13 protein-coding genes, 1 CRISPR repeat array and 1 riboswitch (1 of these 15 cut by a window edge) are annotated in these 14597 nt (G+C 58.8%); of the genes, 5 read left to right on the plus strand and 8 right to left on the minus strand.

The window, feature by feature from the left end:
* Window positions 1-20 precede the first annotated feature (20 nt).
* The 5 genes from L6439_RS22195 to cobD form a co-directional block, all read right to left on the minus strand.
* Entirely contained in the window at window positions 21-1016 is a 996-nt protein-coding gene (locus L6439_RS22195) for an ABC transporter substrate-binding protein (RefSeq protein ID WP_213470806.1), read from the minus strand.
* A gap of 328 nt (window positions 1017-1344) precedes the next feature.
* Window positions 1345-1565: riboswitch (cobalamin riboswitch) on the minus strand.
* 116 nt (window positions 1566-1681) lie between these two features.
* Window positions 1682-2566, minus strand: a complete 885-nt coding sequence (locus tag L6439_RS22200; RefSeq protein WP_172879036.1) for a histidine phosphatase family protein — start codon at window positions 2564-2566, stop codon at window positions 1682-1684.
* A 32-nt stretch (window positions 2567-2598) separates the two neighbouring features.
* Window positions 2599-3561: an adenosylcobinamide-phosphate synthase CbiB gene (cbiB, locus tag L6439_RS22205; protein WP_213470808.1), complete on the minus strand. Its 963-nt coding sequence runs from the start codon at window positions 3559-3561 to the stop codon at window positions 2599-2601.
* Between the two features lie 93 nt (window positions 3562-3654).
* Complete coding sequence (locus L6439_RS22210; RefSeq protein WP_213470810.1) at window positions 3655-4392, minus strand: adenosylcobinamide amidohydrolase; 738 nt, start codon at window positions 4390-4392, stop codon at window positions 3655-3657.
* 245 nt (window positions 4393-4637) lie between these two features.
* Entirely contained in the window at window positions 4638-5735 is a 1098-nt protein-coding gene (cobD, locus tag L6439_RS22215) for a threonine-phosphate decarboxylase CobD (protein ID WP_213470865.1), read from the minus strand.
* Between the two features lie 344 nt (window positions 5736-6079).
* On the opposite strand from cobD, the gene L6439_RS22220 reads away from it, so the two are divergent.
* Window positions 6080-6538, plus strand: coding sequence for a phosphatase (locus L6439_RS22220; RefSeq protein WP_213470812.1), 459 nt, complete (start codon window positions 6080-6082; stop codon window positions 6536-6538).
* 92 nt (window positions 6539-6630) lie between these two features.
* Here L6439_RS22220 and L6439_RS22225 read toward each other — a convergent pair whose 3' ends face one another.
* Window positions 6631-7188, minus strand: coding sequence for a nitroreductase family protein (locus L6439_RS22225; protein WP_168178315.1), 558 nt, complete (start codon window positions 7186-7188; stop codon window positions 6631-6633).
* A gap of 150 nt (window positions 7189-7338) precedes the next feature.
* Here L6439_RS22225 and L6439_RS22230 point away from each other — a divergent pair, with 150 nt between their 5' ends.
* A complete protein-coding gene (locus L6439_RS22230) occupies window positions 7339-8343 on the plus strand; it encodes a lipoate--protein ligase (RefSeq protein ID WP_213470814.1) in 1005 nt (334 codons plus the stop codon).
* Window positions 8344-8433: 90 nt separating this feature from the next.
* Here L6439_RS22230 and L6439_RS22235 read toward each other — a convergent pair whose 3' ends face one another.
* Window positions 8434-9291, minus strand: coding sequence for a MurR/RpiR family transcriptional regulator (locus L6439_RS22235; RefSeq protein ID WP_213470867.1), 858 nt, complete (start codon window positions 9289-9291; stop codon window positions 8434-8436).
* A 207-nt stretch (window positions 9292-9498) separates the two neighbouring features.
* Here L6439_RS22235 and L6439_RS22240 point away from each other — a divergent pair, with 207 nt between their 5' ends.
* On the plus strand, window positions 9499-10410 hold the full coding sequence (locus L6439_RS22240) for a DMT family transporter (RefSeq protein WP_237096594.1): 912 nt from the start codon (window positions 9499-9501) through the stop codon (window positions 10408-10410).
* 58 nt (window positions 10411-10468) lie between these two features.
* Window positions 10469-11305 carry a Cof-type HAD-IIB family hydrolase gene (locus tag L6439_RS22245; protein ID WP_172879037.1) on the plus strand — a complete coding sequence of 279 codons (837 nt, stop codon included), beginning with the start codon at window positions 10469-10471 and terminating at the stop codon, window positions 11303-11305.
* 45 nt (window positions 11306-11350) lie between these two features.
* On the opposite strand, the gene L6439_RS22250 is transcribed toward L6439_RS22245, so the two are convergent.
* Window positions 11351-12241, minus strand: coding sequence for an MBL fold metallo-hydrolase (locus L6439_RS22250; RefSeq protein WP_213470818.1), 891 nt, complete (start codon window positions 12239-12241; stop codon window positions 11351-11353).
* 234 nt (window positions 12242-12475) lie between these two features.
* On the opposite strand from L6439_RS22250, the gene L6439_RS22255 reads away from it, so the two are divergent.
* On the plus strand, window positions 12476-13216 hold the full coding sequence (locus tag L6439_RS22255; protein ID WP_168178319.1) for a glycerophosphodiester phosphodiesterase: 741 nt from the start codon (window positions 12476-12478) through the stop codon (window positions 13214-13216).
* A 444-nt stretch (window positions 13217-13660) separates the two neighbouring features.
* Window positions 13661-14597: direct repeats of the CRISPR family, unit length 32 nt; unit sequence ATTTCAATCCACGCATCCGCGTAGGATGCGAC; it runs 618 nt beyond the window's last position.

A 14597-nucleotide genomic window follows, 5' to 3' on the forward strand; every position in this document is an offset into this window, starting at 1 on the left:
CGATATGTCCATCCCATCATCTATTTGAACAAATCAGGATAGATCGCCTTCGCCACATCCTGCAGCGCTTCGGCCACGCGCGGGCCCGGGCGGCTCAGCTTGTTGTTGTCCAGTCCGAACAGCTGATTGTCCTTGATTGCGGTGATGGCTTCCCACCCGCTGCGTCCGCGAATAATGTCTTCCAGCGTCTTGTTCGTCTCGCTGTCGACGAGTTCCTTCGCGAACAGAATAACGTCCGGATTCGCCTTGATGATGTTCTCCTCATTAATCTGATTCCAGCCGGTCATGTCCGCCGCCGCAATATTGACGCCGCCCGCCAGCTCGATCAGCTCGTTCATGAATTCGCCGCTGCCGACGGTCCAGCCCGGCGAGAATTCAATATAGACCTTCTTCTTCTCGGTGACGCCTTTGACCGCTTCCGTTACGTCATCGCGCACCTTTTTCATCTGATCGGTAATCTCTTTCGCTTCCTTCTGATGATCGGTAATGAGACCGTACAGCTCGATATTGCTGATTACGTCATCATAGGTTTTCGGCTCGACCTTGAAAATTTCAATGCCCAGCTCGCGGAATTTGTTGACGGCTTCTTCCTTCATCGAGATGCCGGTAAAGACGACATCCGGCTTCGCCGCAATGATCGCTTCCTCATTCGGTTTCGTGATGCCGCCCATTTTCGGCTTCTGGGACGCTTCTGCCGGATAGTCGTCATAATCGGATACGCCGACGATTTGGTCGCCAAGACCAAGGGCAAATAGCGACTCCGTCTCGGCCGGCGAGACGGAAATGATCCGTTCCGGCGCCTTGTCGAACGTGAATTCATGCCCGGTCGCATCCTTCACGGTCAACGGATAGGCCGTCTTCCCGGCCTCGGAAGCCGCATTGCCGTTCTCCTGCTGCTGCGCTGTCTCAGGAGCCTTGTCCGCCTCTTTCGCCGGACCCGACCCGCAAGCAGCCAAGCTCAAAGCCAGCACGGCCGCTGCCGCGACCGCTATCGTTTTGTTCCACCATTTGCTCATCATTTGTTCTCCCTCACTTACCTGAATATGTGATGCCTCAATGATTGCGAAGTGATGCAAATGCCGTTCCCTCCCCCGGAAGGGCCGGCTCCGAGTTATCCCCGGCGCGGCATCCTGCCAGTCCGGTTCTCCCATCCGCTTGAGGGGGGGATTGTCAAAGAGCGCACCAACGCAAAACCCCCGATCCTGGGATCGGGGGAACGCAGTCTCCTGGATGGGATCTTCCACTCCGAACCGCCTGGCGATCTCACGCTGTTACACAGCATGTCCGCCCAGCAGCAACGGGAAGTCCGTTCCAAATGACGCCGCTCCTCTCCGCGAAGGAAATAACTCGTCCTCCTATCGGGCAGGTCTCCTGACTTAGGAGCATCTTGCCGAGCTCGCCTTCCCATCGGCGGATCGCTTGCATCCGCGGAGACAGTGGCATTGTGAGCGCAGCACTCCATTTACAGTGGCGGGACCGTGCCGGATTCACACCGGCTTCCCTATTATCCTTGGGCACAAGCTTACTGCTTGTACGGCGCAAGGACCCGATAGATTGCTATTCGCTTGTCTTCCATCTTGCTTGACTATTGATTATAGGGGAATCGCCCTGTCCATGCAATAACATTCGTCACATCCTATAGGGCATCTGTCTGTTCCGCCGCTTCCCCCCGTTCGTTCCATCATGGCAGCCGCTCCGCCCGCAGGAACTTCCAGCGGCGGGGAGACTTGGCAGCCGTAATCAAAATCCCCGCCCCGATCGGGACGGCAGCTTCCCAGAATGTCTTCTTCGGGAAGGCGAGCGTGTACAGCCTCCGCACCATGCCTCCATGCGTAACGACCAGCACATCGGGCCGCGCCTCATACGCGTTGCCTACCTGGCGGGGACGCTTCCGGCGCAGCCGGGCCGTTCTGCCCCGTTCGCCTCCCTGATCGGGCATATCCCTGTCCGATTCGCATTCCCGCCGCTGGCGATTGCCGCGGACGCGTTGACCCGGCGCCACAGCCGTCTGTCTGCCGGCCTTCTGCAGAATCTCCCACCAGACATGCGCCGTCCGCGTGCTGAAGGTCTGCCACGGCTCGCCGCGCGGCGGTTGCACGGCGGTCATATCGTCAAGCCAGCGGCGGTAAGACGGATCCTCCTTCAGATCGTTGTACGTCAAGCCTTCCCACATGCCAAAATCGTATTCGCGCAGCCTTGTGTCGACATGAGCCCGTTCCGCATCGCGCGGGCGCAGCTGAGCCAGCGTCTCGCGGCAGCGGCGCATATCGCTCGTATACAGGAGCGGCGCCGGATGGGCCACCGCCCTGCGCATCGGCCGCAGCACCTCTTCCGCTTCCGGAAGCAGCGGGCTGTCCGTATAGCTGATATACCGCCGCTCCACATTCGCCTGCGTCAGCGAATGTCTGACGAGCGCGAACCGCACGATGACGCTGGACGCGCCCGCACGGCGGCGGATATGCCGGGTGCCGCAGCGCGGAGGCTTGGGCCGGGCTTGTCTTCTAGCTCCTGTGTGACGCCGCTTGCGGCGAACGGGGGGAGCTTTGTATGTGCGCTTTTGTTTCATTTCATCCCATTACTCCTTCATTCGCCTTTCGTCTACAGGAGCCATCCGCCGCAGGCCCAGAGGAGGCTTGCGGCCAGGATGGCGAAGAGCAGCGTGCTTCGGGCCAGCAGTCTGCACACTGCCGCAATATGCTCCCCTCCCGTCTCGACGACGGGATCGCCCATATAGGCGCGGAAGGAACATACGCCTTTGTAACAATTCAACCCGCCAAGGCGGATGCCGAGCGCTCCGGCAGTGGCCGCTTCCGGCCAGCCGCTGTTCGGGCTCGGATGCTGCGGCGCGTCGCGCAGCGCCGTCTTCCACGCCCGCTTCGCGTCATAGCCGAACAGGGCGGAGATAACGATCAACAGCGCGGTCAAGCGCGCCGGTATCCAATTCGCCAGATCGTCAAGCCGCGCCGAGGCGTAACCGAGATTGGCGTATTTCTCATTTTTATAGCCGACCATGGAATCCAGCGTATTGATGGCCCGATAGGCCATAGCCAGCGGCGCGCCGCCGATGGCCGCGTAGAAGAGCGGCGAGATGACGGCATCCATAATATTTTCGGCGACCGTCTCGACGGCGGCGCGGGTAATTTCCGGTTCATCGAGCGTCTCGGTGTCCCTTCCCACGATCATGCCGACCTCGCGCCGCGCCCCGGCCAGATCTCCTGCCGCCAGCCGGGCATGGACAGCCATGCCGGCGTCGCGAAGCCCTTTCGTGGCGATGGTCGTGCCGATCAGAAGCGCCTCCGCCGCCGCGCCCAGCCAGACGTTGACGGCATAGAGCCCGGCCAGCACGGCCCACGTCAAGCCAAATGCCCCGCCCGCCATCACCAGCGGCAGCAAGAAGCCCAGCGGCTTGAGCGCCGCTTCGGACCGAGCCGCCTTCCGGAGAAGGCGTTCCAGGGCCGAGATCGCTTTCCCCATGCCGATGACCGGATGAGGAAGCCACTTCGGATCGCCAACAATCCGATCCCATACATATGCTGTGATAATGATTAATGCCGCGATCATGATTGCTAACCGACTCCTCTTGCCTGCAGCCCACTCCTTACTCCCGAGGCGGCCGCATTTCCCGGCTGCCTGGCAGCGGGGCGCCTGCTTCTCTTATTCGAACAGCGGCCCGTCGTCTTCCCGCTGCGTGCGCACCGATTCCGCTACGGTACCGTACACCAGCCGCCCCAAGGCGGCGCCCAGCGTCGTCGCCGTGCCCGCATAGCGGTGAACGGCCTCGTAGCGCCCGCTGTCGACGATGGCGATCGCCACCGCATCGGTCGTCGTCCCCGTCGCGACACGGCCCGTCTCCCGGTCGGTCACCTTCAGGTCGTCCAGCGCGGCGCACTTGGCTTCCGTCGCGGTCATGACCGCATTCCATACCGCCGCTTCCGCAAGCCTGCCGTCCAGCACGATGATCGTATTGATCGTGCCCGGCTTCAGCGGCTCGCAAGCCGAGTACACCTGCCGCGGCAGCCCGGCGCGGGCGGCGTTGCCCGTCCCGGCCGTCGTCACGCACAGCAGGGAGAAGCCGTCTCCCTCCTCTTCCATGACGGACGCATGGGTCACCTTCGCCGCCGTCATCAGGCCGACGGTCGCATCCGGAGCATACCCTTGCTGCAGGCATAGCTCCTTCATATAGGCCACCGGATCGGAGCAGTCGAAGCCAGACTGAACCATCCGGTTCACTATGCGCGATGCCAGCGCGGTTCCCCCGTTCCATACCGCGCTGCTCCATACCGGAGCCCGATGCGGCAGCTCCACGGTCATCGTATCGCTCCTCCAGCTTACCGTCACGCCGGCCATAACTTCCGATGCATAGCTCCGAATGCCTTCACGGCAAGGCTGCATCCCGCTTCCCCCTTGCTTGTCCGCTCCGCCTGCGCCTGGCTTTCACCACTGCCGTTCCAAAAAGGCCCCGATTCCCGGCACTTCCCCGGCGATGGAGTAACCGTTTTTTGAACACGAACACGCGCGTGCAGAGCCATATTGATGACTCGAGCCGAAAGCCGGACGGCCTTGCCTCTCGTTCCTGCTATCCCGGCAACGGGCAAAGCCAACGGATGGAGGCCTTCGCCCATTGCAGGATCCACATCTTATAAATGTAACACAGCTTGCAGGGCCTCGACTAGACGTTTATTTGCCGGACGGTCCTTCACCGCGATGCGGAAATGTCCGGCCCCCAGGCCCGCATACCCGTCACAATTGCGGATGAGGACGCCCCGGCGTCCAAGTTCTTCCTGCAAGCGCCGGGCGCTCCACGGCGCCGCGGCCTCCGCCAGCAGGAAGTTCGCCTGGCTCGTCCAGAGGCGCAGGCCAAGCGAGGCCAGCTGCCCGCTCAGCCATTCCCGCTCGCCGGCAACCAGGCTTCGGGTCCGTTCCGCGTAGTCGTCCGCCGCTTCGTCGAGGAGCAGCGCCTCGCCGGCGGCCAGCGCCAGCCCGTTCACGCTCCACGTGACCTGCTTCGAAGCCAGCGCGCGTATCGTATCCGGATGCCCCGCCGCATACCCGAGGCGAAGGCCCGGAATGGCATAAAATTTCGTCAGCGACCGGATGACAAGCACGTTCCGGTTGTCCGCCGCGAACCGCAGCAGACTCGCCTCTTCCTCGTTCGGGAGAAAATCGATGAACGCCTCGTCCACAATCAGCAGCGTTCCGTTCCGCTCCGCCAGCCGTCCCGCTTCCTCCAGCATCCGGCGCTCGTATACGGCGCCGGTCGGATTGTTCGGTTGCCCGAGGAAGACCATATCGGCATCCGCAATCAGCCGTTCAAGCTCCGGCCACTCCGCCCGGTAATCCCGGGAAGCCTGTCCGATGACACGGACGACGTCCGCGCCGAATTGCCTTGAGAGCGCCTCGTATTCCGAGAAGCAGGGTGCCACCACGCCGACCGTGCGCGGCGCGTGCGCCAGAATCGCCAGCGCCATGCACTCGGCCGCCCCGTTGCCGATCAACAGATGCTCAGTACCTGCCTGAAGGCGGCGGGACAACGCCTCCTTCATCCGCCGGTGCCCCGGATCGGGATAATGAACAATGCCGGCCAGCTCCTCCTTCAGCCGCGCCATGACGGACGGCGGCGGTCCGAGCGGATTGATGTTCGCGCTGAAATCCACGAATTCGCCGCTCGTTCGCCCGAAAGCCTCCGCCGCCGTCCATACGTCTCCTCCATGTCCAAACCGTTCAATTGTGACCATAAGCCCCTCCTTGAAGACGGACAGACGGTCGCGTACAATATCTCTATAGCGGTTGTTCCCTTGGAGCTCCGCCATCGTCAATCGGTCCGGTCTGCCCTTGTTCTGCCGTACGCTCCATGCTCCCCGGTCCCGCCCGAGGACAGGCGGAGGAAGCAGGACGCGCATGATTTCTCATGGTACATTATGCGTAAGTCAGACCCATTCGTCAAACGGTTTTTCCTTTTCTACGAAATGCCGAAAAACATTGGCACATCGCACACTGTAACACGACTGTTAAATGCTGTATAATCACATTGCAGACCGGTATTGGCGCAATGCTATGTCAAGCTCAAGGAGGTTCAATTATGTCGGTGCATCACAAAACATCATGGGCATCCCTGGGCGCCGCCATTATCGTCACTACCTATTACGCGGTGATACTGTTTCGCCTCAAAGGCGACATCGGTTTGTACAGCACAGAGATGATGGCGCTGGCCCGCAACGTATTCGGCGTCGCCGCCGTCGTGCAGGCCGTTATGTACTTCGTGAATTTCATGTCCAAAGACGAGCCCGAGGACAAGGAATTGTCACGTCTGATCTCGCTGCAAGCGAACCAGATGGGATTGGTCTTTCTCGTGCTCTCGGTGGCCTGCTGCGCGGCTTATCTGATCTATGTGTCCGATACAAGCACTCTGCTGCTGTCCCCGCTCGTCAGCGCTCATTTGCTGGTCAGCGTGCTGCTGGCCGCCTGGATCATCAAGTATACGGTCGAGCTGATGCTGTACTACCGCTATCAAAAAGCCGACTCCTCAGACCCTCCCTAATTATGAAAACGATTACTTCGATTCCTGACATTGACAACATGAAGCAAGCGCAGCGGCCCTGGGCCCTGCGCTTGTCAGTCTTAAGTATGATTTTAAGAGAGCTCGGTGAAGCGTTCCGACGCGTCCGTACGCGGGCGGGCCGGCGGAATCTCATCAAAATGCCCCATGCGAAGCACCCCGACAATCTTCTCGCCCGGCTGCACTCCCGCCGTCTCGCGGAACTTGCGATTATAAATATAGTCCCCGGTATGCCACAGCATTCCGAGCCCTTGTTCCCACGCCAGCAGTTGGAAGTTCTGAATCAGGGCGCTGACGGCCGACAGATCCTCTTCCCAAATGTTCGGCCGCGGATCCTCGGGCATGACAACGATAAGGTACGCGGGCACAGCCAGATTCGTCTGAATGAACTTCTCCTTTTTCTCTTCGTCCCAGCCTCTCATCTTCGTTCCTTCGACGAGCTCCATCACGCAGCGGACAAGCCGGTTCTTCGCCTCTCCCGCCGCATAAATGAAACGCCATGGCTCGCGCATCCCATGATTGGGAGCCCAGACGGCATCCTTCAGCAGAGACAGCACCAGTTCTTTATCGACAGGCCGATCCGAGAAGCGATGAATGCTCCGGCGTTCCCGAATTGTATTTGCAATTGACATGGTTTATCCTCCTTGAATGACTTTTTCCTCTTAATCTCTTTTATGCATCCGATACTCCTATTATATTTGATAACGATTATCAATATCAAATGCAAGTTGTGTTTTGTTCCAAATTGATTACAATTAACAGAAGAAGGAGGCGGACGAGCCATGAAGTTTATCGACAACCAAGGCATCACCGATCCTCGCGTCAACCTGGCGATCGAGGAATTTGTTCTGAAGCATTTGCCGCTGGAAGAAGACAGCTATTTGTTATTCTATATCAACGAGCCTTCCATCATTATCGGGAAAAATCAAAATACGATCGAAGAAATCAACAGCGATTACGTCAAAGCGAACAACATCCACGTTGTGCGCCGCCTGTCGGGCGGAGGCGCCGTGTATCACGATACAGGCAATTTGAATTTCAGCTTCATCACGAAGGATGACGGGCAATCATTTCACAATTTCCGCAAATTTACGCAGCCGGTCATCGATACGCTCCGCTCCCTCGGCGTCAATGCCGACTTGACCGGACGCAATGACATCCAGATCGGAGAGCAGAAAATATCCGGCAATGCCCAATTCTCCACGCGCGGGCGCATGTTCAGCCACGGTACGCTGCTGTTCAATTCGGAGATGGAGCATGTCGCTTCGGCGCTCAAGGTCAAGCCGATCAAAATCGAATCCAAAGGAACGAAATCGATCCGCTCCCGCGTCGCGAACATTTCCGAGTTTCTCGCCGAGCCGATGAGCATCGGGGAGTTCAGGAACGCGATCCTGCGCCATATTTTCGGGATGGAACCGGATCAGGTGCCGCAGTACAAGCTGTCGGAGCAGGATTGGGAGACGATTCACCGCATCTCGCGGGAACGTTATCAGAACTGGGATTGGAATTATGGCTCATCGCCGAAATTCAATGTGGAGCACTCGAAGAAGTTTCCGGCCGGAATCGTCGACGTGCGCATGGATGTCGAGGACGGATTGATTCAGCGCATGAAAATATACGGCGACTTCTTCGGAGTCGGCGAAGTCAGCGACATCGAGGCCCGCTTGCAGGGCGTCCGCTATGAGGAGCAGGCGGTTCGCGAAGCGCTTGCCGATATGGACATCACCCACTATCTCGGCAATATCAGCGCGGAAGACTTCATCGGACTCGTCATGCTGAACGAATAGATCATACAGGCCCGGACGGTCTTGGATGCCAAGACAGCCCGGGCCTGCCTATGTTTGGGCCCGCGCATGGGCGCCAGGCCGCCATTCGATTCAGTACAACTTGTCCTGCACGGCCTGAGCCGTCCGGTTGAGAGCGCGGTGCGCCCTCTCCTTCGCCTGCAGCCCCACGGCGGCGGACAACATGTCGAGCACATGAATTTGCGCGATTTTGGAAGAGAACGCCCCGTCCTGAAGCGGCGTCTCCTTCGCGTGGATCAGCAGGTTCGAATCCGCGTATTTCGTAAGCGGCGATTTGGCATGACTCGTTAGGCAGATGAAAAAGACGTTGTTCTCCTTCGCCAGTCGCACGGCATCGACCAGATCCTTCGTGCTGCCCGAGGTGGAGATGCCGAATACGACATCTTGATCGGTCATCAGCGACGCGTTCATCGCCATCAGATGCGGATCCGATATCGCCTCCCCCGCGAAGCCCAACCGCATGAAGCGGTACTGCGCCTCCATCGCGGTCATGGCGGATGAGCCGACGCCGAAGAAAAAGATCCGGCTGGAACGGATGATGGCTTCCGCCGCTGCTTGCAGGTCCTTCCTATTCAACAGGGACAGCGTATGCTCCAGCGAAGCGATGTTCTCCAGCGTCATCTTCTGCGCCACGGCCGCCAGATCGTCCTCCTCGTCGATCTCCCTCTCTTCATGCTTGAGCGGCGTCACCAGATCTTTGGCCAGAGACAGCTTGAACTCCTGGTAGCTGGTATAGCCCAGGTTGCGGCAGAAGCGCAGCACCGACGTCTCGCCGGCATCCGACTTCTCGGCCAGATCCGTCACCGTCGCGTACAGGACCTCGTCCGGGCTTCTCAGCACGCAGTCCGCGATTTTCTTCTCCGTTTTCGTTAATGAAGGATATAAGCTCCGTATCAGGAGAAGCGTGTTCGTATGCTCGCCAGTGGTCATCATGGATTCACTTCCATTCCTCGTTCTCCCCTCATTATACCGAACCGGAAAATAACCCGTCCACAACGATTCCCCTCCAGGTACGCCCCGTCCCGGGCCCCGCATGCAGGGAAACGGATCGAAGCGATGCACGGCGTTGTTGCCAACTCGCCGCGCCTGCTGTAAAATTTGAAAATTCATATGCACATCAAAGGAGCGTCGCTTGCGGTGAAACATCGAAAATTCGCATCGGATTTCTGCTTGTTGTTTGTCGCTCTCGTATGGGGAAGCACCTTCCTCGTGGTTCAGCATGCCGTCTTCGTCCTGCCCCCGCTAGCCTTCAACGCCGTAAGATTCGCCGGGGCCGCCCTCCTGTTCGGCCTCGTCGCGCTGCTGGCCAGAAAGCGCCGGAGCCTCAGCCGCTCAGGGACGCGGGCGCTGCTTCTGCACGGCACGCTGCTGGGCTTGTTCCTGTTCGGGGGTTACGCTTTCCAGACCATCGGCCTCGTCTACACGACGACGACCAATGCCGGCTTCATTACCGGGCTGTCGGTTGTGCTCGTGCCCTTTATCAGCCTGTGGCTGGCCAAGCAGCGCCTGCAGCCACCTACCTGGATTGCTGCCGCTCTGGCGCTGGCCGGGCTCTATTTTCTCGCCTTCAATGGCGGTGCGGTTCACTTGAATGAGGGCGACGGCTACGTGCTCCTGTGCTCGTTCTGCTTCGCCCTCCATATCGCCTTCACCGGGAAATATGCGGCCATCCATAATACCGTCCCGCTCGTCACGGTGCAGTTCGCGGCCGTCGCGCTGGCCGCCGCCGGCAGCTCCTTCCTGTTCGAGCCGCAGCTTACGGGCGCGGCGCTGCGGGAAGCGCTCGCGGAGCCGGAGGTCATCGTCGCCCTTCTGATCTCCATATGCATCTCCACCGCCTTCGCGTACTGGGCGCAGACGTGGTGCCAGCAATATACCTCGGCCAGCAGAGTCGCCGTCATCTTCGCGATGGAGCCGGTTTTCGCTGCGATTACGGGCGTTACCTTCGCCGGAGAGACGCTCGGCCTGTGGGCGGTGGTAGGCTGCCTGCTGATTTTGGCGGGAATGCTCGTCGCCGAATTGAAATGGGGGCGGCATGCGGTACAATAGAGGGAGAGATTCTAGCAGCTATTGACTATCATCGGAGCGCCGGTCTGATCTCGAGAGCATGCCGGGCGGCTCGAAAAAAGGAGAGACATCGACATTGTACAAGCTTATTGCCATTGATATCGACGATACGCTCATTACGGACGACAAGGAGATTACGCCCGGCACGAAGCGCGCGCTGGAGCGGGCGGTTGCCGCAGGCGCTGCGGTCACGCTCGCTACGGGCCGCATGTACGCATCCGCCCGCAACCTGGCCATGCAGACCGGATTGAACGTTCCGCTGATCACCTACCAGGGCTCCCTCGTCAAAAACGTGATGGACGGCCATATTTTGTACGAGCGGGCCGTGCCGAAGGAAGCAGCGATGCGCCTGCTCCGCTATTGCGACGAACGCGGGCTTCATCTTCAGCTCTATATCGACGATCATCTGTACGCCCGCCAGGAAAACGACAAGCTGATCGCTTATGCGCAGCTATCCGATATTCCTTATACGATCGAACCGGATTTCGATCGGCTGCTCGCTTCCCCTTCCACTAAAATGCTCATCATCGACGAGCCGGCGACGCTGGATGCGGCCGCCGCCGAATTGAAAGAGCTGCTTGGGCCGGATGTCCATATTACGAAGTCCAAGCCTCACTTCCTGGAAATAACGCACCGGGAAGGAACCAAGGGCAGCGCCCTGCGCCATTTGGCGGAGCATGTCGGCTGCAGCCTGGAGGAGACGATCGCCATCGGCGATTCGTGGAACGATCATGACATGATCGAGACGGCCGGGCTCGGCGTCGCCATGGGCAACGCCGTCGACTCGCTCAAGGCCGTGGCCGATTACGTGACCCGCACCAACAACGAGGAAGGCGTGCGTCATGTCATCGAGAAATTCGTCCTCAACCAGCCGTAACGCCAGCCTTTCGCCGCCGTGCCCGTTCCCGGCGGCTTTCTTTTTTTATTGCAGCGGAATGACCAACCCCGTGCGGGCCAGCGTTACCGAGGGCGGCAGCTGAGGATATTTTTCCCGGAGGTCGACGCCGTGAGATAAATGAGTGAACACCGTCCGGCGCGGCTTCACCTCGCGAAGAACCTCCACCGCTTCCCGCATATCATAGACCGAGCGGGTCTCGTAAGGGGCCTCCTCATGGACGAAATTCGTCCCGAGAATCAACAGATCCAGCTCCCGGAACCAGGCCAGCTCCTGCTCGCCGAGCCCGATCGCATCCGAGGCATAAAGCCAGCTCTGAACTTCCGGCTTGTTCTCCCTTGCGGGCCTTCCGCTTGTCCATGGATCGAAGCGATAAGCGTACGAATAGCCGTTTTTGCCGTGATTGACGCGAATGGGCTGAATGCTCCAGTCCTTCCAGCGCCATGGCCCCTCGATATATTGAAATTCTATATACCGTTCCAGCCACGGATACATCGTCCGTATCGTCTCACCGACCTCGGGCGGCATCGTCGCCCGCCCTTGCCGCTTCAACCAGCGGCAGGCATCCGCGTAGGCCGTCAAGCCTGCGATATGATCCTGATGCGCATGCGTAATCAAAATATCATCCAGCCAAAACAGCCCCGCTCTCTCCATCTGCCCCGTCCAGTCGGGCCCGCGATCGACGAGCAGCCGTTCCTCGCCCCGTTCGAGCAGCACGGACGAACGGTAGCGCCGGTTCACGCCTTCCTTCCTCGCCTCCTCGCATACCGGACAAGCGCAATATACGCGCGGCACGCCCATCGAGTCTCCGGTTCCCCAGAACGTGACGCTCCACCGTCTGCCGGATCTGTCGGAACCTGAGCCGGAACCTTCTTCGCCGTGGAATAGTTCTGGAAGCTGCTTCGATTGGTCTGTCATCTCTATTCCTCCTCTAGAACAGGCGATGCCTTTTACAATATTCATATGATTTTGTCGGCAATTCTCCATTGTTCTCCTGTCATGCTTCCAGTATAATCGGTTTCGAATCGTTATGCATGGCAAGCAAGCGGCAGCCTGCAGATTTCCTAGCCGACGTACAAGCAGCCGACAGCTAGCCGACCCAATAATTCAACGATGCTGTTACATATCCTCAACACCGAAGGAGGACTTTTCATGACTGTTCCCTTACCAAAGAACCCTGTGGAAATCGTCGCCCATCGCGGCTACGCCGCCCTTTTTCCCGAAAATACGATGATCGCGTTCCGGCGGGCGCTTGACATGGGCGCGGATGCGCTGGAGATTGACGTGCACCATTCGGCTGAGGGAGTCCCGGTCGTCATTCATGACGACACGCTGGACCGGACGACAGATCGCTCGGGACCTGTCCGGAGCAAGACCGTGGCGGAGCTGCAGCAGGCGGACGCCGGCATCAAATTCCATCCGGATTACGCCGGAAGCGGCATCCCTCTCCTCGAAGAGGTGCTGGCGCTGCTGTCCGAGGGCCAGGCCGGCCTGCAGCTGGAATTGAAAGAGCGCATTAACGAGCAGGAAGCGGCCGGGCTGCTGCATTTGCTGGATACCTATAAATTGACGGAACGGACCATGATCATTTCATTCCATGTGGATAATTTGCGCCTGATTCGAAGCCTGCATCCCGATATCGAGGTAGGCTGGCTCTCAGACAAACTGGTCGATCTCGACCTGTTGACCGGGCTCGGCCATGCGGCGCTGCTGCTGTATTATCACGCCGTGCTGAAACATCCTGACATCGTCGCCATCGCGCGGGAGAAAGGCTTCAGCCTCGCTGCGTGGACGATCCGCGACGAAGCCGATGCCCGCAAGCTGTACGATCTGGGAGTGCGCCGCATAACGACCGACATTCCATTGAAGGGCGTCTTGCCCGCCTCCGAATAAACCGGGAACGTGAGGGGAGCTTTTCTTGGTGGACCAACGCTTAACGTATCCCCTCGGAGCAAAATCCGTTGCCCCGCTCAAGACACGATGTGCCGTCGTCTGGGCGGGGCTCTTTGCCTTTTACCCCACGATCCTCCGCTCTGTGCTCGGGGCATTCTTCCCCTCTTCTCTTCCTTATGAGCACTCTCCCATCCGCTCAGAACGAGCACATTTCTGACCGAAGGGGAGAGTGCACAGAGGGAGCGGTCTATGGCTATGCATTGATTTATGCCCTGCACTCCGGCACGATGCGACAAAAAGTGCGAGACAGCTCAGGCATACTGCGTTATGGATTCCGCCGCCTCTCATTCCAACGAACAGCCACCATGCCCGGACTGGGAAGCATTGTTCCATTCCGCTTCATCGCATTTGGACGCGACCAAACATCCCGCCGTTCAAGAGCATAGCAATATTCACGCATCCGCGTAGGATGCGACCATTAGCGTCGCGGCTTTGGTAGTTGCATCGCGATTTCAATCCACGCATCCGCGTAGGATGCGACTGAGATGCGGGAAGATCCGATAAGAAAACTCGAAATTTCAATCCACGCATCCGTGTAGGATGCGACGTGCAACCGGTAGATGCGATTGAAAAGATCTACATATTTCAATCCACGCATCCGTGTAGGATGCGACTAACAAAATCGGCTTCATGCCCGTGATTTGGGGCATTTCAATCCACGCATCCGCGTAGGATGCGACGAGCCGTCCCCCGGAGGGGCCGGAACAGCGTGGAGATTTCAATCCACGCATCCGCGTAGGATGCGACGTGAGACCGGGTGCGGACACGACCGTCCCGGGCATTTCAATCCACGCATCCGCGTAGGATGCGACATATTTGACGAAGTGGCATCGTCAGCGCTGGGAATTTCAATCCACGCATCCGCGTAGGATGCGACGCCCCGTCGCCGGACTATGGCCGCCGTCTTGCGGACATTTCAATCCACGCATCCGCGTAGGATGCGACGCCACCGTTTCGGCTCGATTGATATTGGCGTATAATTTCAATCCACGCATCCGCGTAGGATGCGACACGCCATCCCGAGCAGTGGAATATCACGGCTAAACGAATTTCAATCCACGCATCCGCGTAGGATGCGACCAAGTTCACTCCGGACGGCTTCTTTAAAGCAATATTTCAATCCACGCATCCGCGTAGGATGCGACCAAGACCGGATTGTTCGCAGATATTACGAATCTTTATTTCAATCCACGCATCCGCGTAGGATGCGACATATAGTTTTGTCATATCGCTTCTCAAGACTCATATTTCAATCCACGCATCCGCGTAGGATGCGACATTTTCCGATTAGGCCGCCTGAGAGGTATTTTGATTTCAATCC

It is taken from the genome of Paenibacillus dendritiformis, from assembly GCF_021654795.1.
Lineage (GTDB): Bacteria > Bacillota > Bacilli > Paenibacillales > Paenibacillaceae > Paenibacillus_B.

Excerpts from the sequence above, each read along its gene's own strand:
- L6439_RS22195 (WP_213470806.1), bottom strand. The coding sequence starts at position 1,016 with ATGAGCAAATGGTGGAACAAAACGATAGCGGTCGCGGCAGCGGCCGTG.
- L6439_RS22200 (WP_172879036.1), bottom strand. The coding sequence starts at position 2,566 with ATGAAACAAAAGCGCACATACAAAGCTCCCCCCGTTCGCCGCAAGCGG.
- cbiB (WP_213470808.1), bottom strand. The coding sequence starts at position 3,561 with ATGATCGCGGCATTAATCATTATCACAGCATATGTATGGGATCGGATT.
- L6439_RS22210 (WP_213470810.1), bottom strand. The coding sequence starts at position 4,392 with ATGCAGCCTTGCCGTGAAGGCATTCGGAGCTATGCATCGGAAGTTATG.
- cobD (WP_213470865.1), bottom strand. The coding sequence starts at position 5,735 with ATGGTCACAATTGAACGGTTTGGACATGGAGGAGACGTATGGACGGCG.
- L6439_RS22220 (WP_213470812.1), top strand. The coding sequence starts at position 6,080 with ATGTCGGTGCATCACAAAACATCATGGGCATCCCTGGGCGCCGCCATT.
- L6439_RS22225 (WP_168178315.1), bottom strand. The coding sequence starts at position 7,188 with ATGTCAATTGCAAATACAATTCGGGAACGCCGGAGCATTCATCGCTTC.
- L6439_RS22230 (WP_213470814.1), top strand. The coding sequence starts at position 7,339 with ATGAAGTTTATCGACAACCAAGGCATCACCGATCCTCGCGTCAACCTG.
- L6439_RS22235 (WP_213470867.1), bottom strand. The coding sequence starts at position 9,291 with ATGACCACTGGCGAGCATACGAACACGCTTCTCCTGATACGGAGCTTA.
- L6439_RS22245 (WP_172879037.1), top strand. The coding sequence starts at position 10,469 with ATGCCGGGCGGCTCGAAAAAAGGAGAGACATCGACATTGTACAAGCTT.
- L6439_RS22250 (WP_213470818.1), bottom strand. The coding sequence starts at position 12,241 with ATGACAGACCAATCGAAGCAGCTTCCAGAACTATTCCACGGCGAAGAA.
- L6439_RS22255 (WP_168178319.1), top strand. The coding sequence starts at position 12,476 with ATGACTGTTCCCTTACCAAAGAACCCTGTGGAAATCGTCGCCCATCGC.